This is a genomic window from Phytobacter sp. V91 (assembly GCF_965644225.1).
Lineage (GTDB): Bacteria > Pseudomonadota > Gammaproteobacteria > Enterobacterales > Enterobacteriaceae > CBFFRJ01.
On sequence record NZ_CBFFRJ010000234.1, the window covers coordinates 1 to 3,581 of the forward strand.

At 44.7% G+C, this 3,581-nt stretch carries 3 protein-coding genes and 1 pseudogene; 1 reads left to right on the top strand and 3 read right to left on the bottom strand.

The annotated features are described in order from the left end of the window. The first annotated feature begins 281 nt into the window (after positions 1-281). Positions 282-749: a substrate-binding domain-containing protein gene (locus ACSZO4_RS25085; protein WP_437891811.1), complete on the top strand. Its 468-nt coding sequence runs from the start codon at positions 282-284 to the stop codon at positions 747-749. Positions 750-819: 70 nt separating this feature from the next. Here the strand turns inward: ACSZO4_RS25085 and ACSZO4_RS25090 are convergent, their stop codons facing one another. The 3 genes and pseudogenes from ACSZO4_RS25090 to pyk all read right to left on the bottom strand — a co-directional run. Next, positions 820-1,413, bottom strand: a complete 594-nt coding sequence (locus ACSZO4_RS25090; RefSeq protein WP_437891809.1) for a methyl-accepting chemotaxis protein — start codon at positions 1,411-1,413, stop codon at positions 820-822. A 12-nt stretch (positions 1,414-1,425) separates the two neighbouring features. Further along, positions 1,426-2,442, bottom strand: coding sequence for a Tar ligand binding domain-containing protein (locus ACSZO4_RS25095; protein WP_437891810.1), 1,017 nt, complete (start codon positions 2,440-2,442; stop codon positions 1,426-1,428). A 95-nt stretch (positions 2,443-2,537) separates the two neighbouring features. Next, a pseudogene (gene pyk / locus ACSZO4_RS25100) lies at positions 2,538-3,509 on the bottom strand (pyruvate kinase); the annotation flags it as partial. Positions 3,510-3,581: the final 72 nt, after the last annotated feature.

Here is a 3,581-nt window from a genome sequence, read left to right on the forward strand (position 1 = left end):
TACAGCTCAGCTAAGGTAAGGCTAATACAGATAAGGACTCCACTGAACCCCACCGATTAAATCGCACCTTCCTTAATTGATGAATTATTAAATTTGACGGCCAGTAAGACTATTGAGGGAGTCATTTCCCTTGATGAGATCTCTATGCACCCTGATTGCAAAAAATACTGTAATGGAATCCCCTGGGTCCTTTGTGGCGAAACAAGCGATCCCAATAATTTTTCAAGTGTAAGCATTGATGATGATGATGCTGCCTATACGGCAACAAAAACCCTTCTTGAATCCGGGAAAAAAAAGATTGCTTTAATAAGCCAGACTGGGGTTTTTCCTATGCCAATAAACGTCAGCGTGGGTACGAACGCGCAGTGGAGGAATCGGGTTATCAATATAAAAATACAGTCTATGCCAACGAAATTTCATTTAAGGAAGGTATGGCTGCACTCGAGGAGCTTTTTACATCCCCTAATCCACCCGATGCCATTGTTGCAGTATCTGACATATTAGCTATAGGCGCGACGCAACAAGCCAAAAAACGCGGTATTGAGATCCCCGAAAAACTTGCCATCATTGGTTTCGATGATATACCTGTCGCGGAAATGGTTTCTCCCGCCTTGAGCACCATCCATCAACCGGCTCAGGAAATGGGCAGAATTGCAGTAGAACTATTGGTCCAACAACTGACATTGCCAGGCACACCAAACAAGGCAATACAGTTAGAATGGACATTTGTTAAAAGAGGCACCCACTAACAAGAATAGCGCTCAATAGTTGGCATATACCTCTTTTCACCTTTTAACTCAGTACGTTATTGGGCATTCGTCAGCCAACATGTAGCGCTACAGCAGATACACTCTCAATATGGGTGTTAGCTGTTATCAAAGGATTTTCACGAACTTTGAATTGCTCTACCACAAGCTTTAAACGACCAGCTTGTTCTGCCAGAGCCGCAGCAGCAGTAGCGGACTCCTCAACAAGCACGGCATTTTGCTGGGTTACACGATCCATTTCTGCAACGGCTAAACCAACCTGATCAATGCCACGGCTCTGTTCACCAGATGCAATAGCAATATCCCCCATGATGTCCGTAACACGCATCGTCGCGTCAACAATACCTTTCATGGTATCTCCGGCGCCCTCAACCATTGAGGAACCTGTTTCTACACGCTTAACGGAATCATCAATCAATGCATTTATCTCTTTCGCAGCCTGGGCACTTCTTTGAGCAAGGTTACGGACTTCTCCGGCGACGACTGCGAATCCTCGTCCCTGTTCACCGGCTCTCGCAGCTTCCACAGCGGCGTTCAAAGCAAGAATATTTGTCTGGAAAGCGATGCCATCAATCACAGTAGTAATATCTGCAATTTTTTGGGAACTACCGACTATCTCGTGCATGGTCTTAACCACATTGGCCATAGCCTCCGTTCCCTACTGAGCAATCGTCGATGCATTACGAGCTAAAGAAGAAGCGTGCTGCGCATTCTCCGCATTTTGCTTAACCGTTGCGGTTAACTCTTCCATACTTGCAGCCGTTTGTTCCAGTGATGAAGCCTGTTGTTCAGTTCGGGTTGAAAGATCACCGTTCCCGGCAGAAATTTCCACCGAACTATTGTATATAAAATCGGAACCTTCACGTACAGAGCTTACTGTGCGAGTTAACTCATCCTGCATATTTTTAATCGACGAGAGTAAGGCACCTATTTCATTATGTACCGTAATGTCTATTTTTTGTGTTAAATCTCCTCGTGAAACATTCCGAATATACTCAATACTTTTATTTAGCGGAAGAATAAGAAGTTTATTCATTCGTTCCCAGACGATAACGATAACCGCCAAAGTAATTAATAACAATGAGAGTAAAACCCAGTGTGCAGCGGAATATGCCTTGATGTTTTTTTCTGCACCAATAACTACGTACTTATCACAATCAATTAGCCAGTTATCGAAAGCCTTCTCCATATTGTCCTGAAATTGTTGCGTAGGTTGGCTGATAAACGCATCAATGTTTCCATCTTTGATATAGCGGGTCAGTTCAGAAAGAGCAGACCGAAATGTTGTGAAATTTGAATGTAAAGCCTGGACATAAACTGATTCGCGATCTTGGTCCGTCAAGAAAGAATCGAATTTATTCATGGCAGTATCTGCCAGACTCAATTTTTCTTCGACTTCAACAACCAATATTTTGACGTCATTATTTAGATCATTATGATTTTCCGCGGCCATATAATCCACACTTGCTAGATTGAGCGTGCTCCGGGCCTGAACGAGAGCCATCCACGATGTCCCCAATTGAGTCTGCAAATCGCGAAGGTGTTGGTTAAAAATAAAATTTTCTTTGTCTGTTTGTATGGTATTAAGAAACATCACACCAGATGCTAATTGCAATGAAGCAAATAATCCCAGTACAAATAAAAGACACACGACGACACGCATCCGTTTAAACATAGACACCTCAGAGTATGCAAATATCAGGTAATGGCCTAAAAATACGTAGTAGCTCTCTATGTAGAGAGCTACTGTGCAAAGTTAATCAGGGTTTTCTACTGAACAGTCAAAATACGTGTTGTATTGGTACTCCCACTGGCACCCATCACATCACCTTGAGTGACAATGACCCACTCACCTGAATTAAGGTATCCCTTCTCACGTAAGAGAATTACTGCATCGTTTGCAGCGGCAACACCGTCATTATCACTGTCAAAGTAAACCGGGGTTACCCCACGGTATAACGCTGCCAGATTGAGTGTCTGTTCGTGGCGAGAAAGAGCAAAGATAGGCAAGCCCGAACTGATGCGAGAAGCCATAAGCGGTGCGCGGCCAGATTCGGTCATTGTGATGATGGCTTTAACCCCCTGAAGATGGTTAGCTGCATACATAGCTGACATCGTAATGGCTTCTTCTACATTATCAAATTGTGTATCCAAGCGGTGCTTAGATACATTGATGCCAGGGATCTTTTCAGCCCCGATACAAACACGCGCCATTGCAGCAACGGTTTCAACAGGGTATTGGCCCGCTGCGGTTTCGGCAGAGAGCATTACTGCATCAGTACCATCCAGCACGGCATTCGCCACATCCATAACCTCAGCTCGTGTGGGCATCGGGCTGTTAATCATTGATTCCATCATTTGCGTCGCAGTAATGACGGCACGGTTAAATTTGCGTGCTCTACGGATTAAAGTCTTTTGGATACCGACAAGTTCAGGATCGCCAATTTCAACCCCGAGGTCACCACGTGCGACCATGACAACGTCTGATGCCATAATGACGTCATCCATGGCTTCTTTGCTGCATACAGCTTCTGCACGCTCAACTTTGGCACAAATCTGTGCATTACATCCCGCAGCGCGAGCAAGTCGGCGCGCATAGTGCAAATCCTCACCACATCTCTGGAATGAGATCGCTAGATAATCAACACCTATTTCAGCGGCTGTGATGATATCGGCTTTATCTTTTTCGGTTAATGCTTCGGCAGAAAGGCCACCGCCCAATTTGTTAATGCCTTTGTTATTAGGGAAGGTGCGATTTAATCGGTGGGGTTCAGTGGAGTCCTTATCTGTATTAGCCTTACCTTAGCTGAGCTG